General features: G+C 41.9%; 1 protein-coding gene. It reads right to left on the reverse strand.

Annotated elements, in window-relative coordinates:
* Positions 1-51: 51 nt before the first annotated feature.
* Positions 52-1,256, reverse strand: a protein-coding gene (locus A3773_RS16740; RefSeq protein ID WP_438942553.1) for an IS3 family transposase whose coding sequence is annotated in 2 segments (ribosomal slippage) — positions 52-926 and positions 926-1,256 — 1,206 coding nt in all. Because the reading frame shifts where the segments join, the coding sequence is not laid out codon by codon here.
* Positions 1,257-1,298 lie beyond the last annotated feature (42 nt).

Here is a 1,298-nt window from a genome sequence, read left to right on the forward strand (position 1 = left end):
TGACCCGTCCTAAAATACGTTGACGGTTTTTTATTAAAGCCAGTTGAGCATTCAACTGGCTTTTTTATGCACTTCAGCAGGTGTTTTCATACCTAAGCTGCTGTGCGGTCTTAAATAATTATATGCATAAATACTTTCATTAAGTACCTGCCTTAAGTCTTCTATTGTTTTATAGCGATGGATTAGAAACTCTTGTTTCAAGATGCCATTGATCCGCTCAGCTAAAGCATTCTGATAACAGTCGTATCCTTCTGTCATCGAGGGCTTGATGCAATGTCTCTTCAGGCGTTTTTGATAAAGTTCAGAGCAGTATTGAAGTCCTCTGTCTGAGTGATGGATCGCTTCAGCTGTGCTCTTTCGTTCTTTTAATACCTGATCTAGTGCTTTAACTACCGATTCTGCTTTCATGTCTTTACTTAAATGACTACCAACTATTTTCCGTGAATACGCATCCGTTACTAATGATAGGTAGTGTACGCCTTGATCGCTTTCAACATAGGTGATGTCACTTACATAAGCCTGTTCGGGCCTAGTTAATATGACGTTTTGATAAAGATTAGGATGCTTTCGCATCCAATGTTTACTATGTGTGGTTTTTCGGTATTGCCGTTTAGGGCTAATTAGTAGGTGATTCAGGCGTAAGAGATCAAACAAGGCGTCTCGTCCAAGCTTGATCTCTTGCCGCTTTAATTCTGGCTGAAGTAAATAATGAAGTTTTCTGCCTCCTATACGAGGCAAGTTCTGCCGTATTTGATGCACTTCAACAAGAACGGGAGCAAGCCTGGTTTGTTTTTCCTTTGTTCGCGACCATTCTTGGTATAGAGCCTGACGCGATACGCCAAGTAAGCGACAACTTTTTGAAAGGCTTATTCGTCCTTTGGCTTGAGTTTCTCGGGCAATGACTCTAAGAACTTTTTTCTGAATGAGGTCCCCTTAATCTGATCAACTCGCTTAATCGTTTCTTCTAACAAGTAAGCGTAATCCTCTTTGTCCTGTAAGGCTTTCTCTAATCGCTTTATTTTTTGCTCGGGCGTTTCATTGTGCATGGGCTTACTCGCTCTCTGGGCTGTCCAGTCCAGCGTACCATGTTTTCGCAGCCAGACTAATACGGTTGAACGACCTTGGATACCGTATCTATGCTGAGCTTGCTTGTAGCTTAATTCGCCTTTTTCTACTTGTTCAACAACTGAGAGTTTAAAAGCCAAGGAGTAATCGCGCTGTGTACGCTTTCGAGAAGGGGCTGTCAGGGTTTTCATAAAATAAGTCTCCTAGGTGTCAACTTATTTCAGGACGGGTCA

The organism is Neptuniibacter pectenicola (genome assembly GCF_001597735.1).
GTDB classification, from domain to species: Bacteria; Pseudomonadota; Gammaproteobacteria; order Pseudomonadales; family Balneatricaceae; genus Neptuniibacter; species Neptuniibacter pectenicola.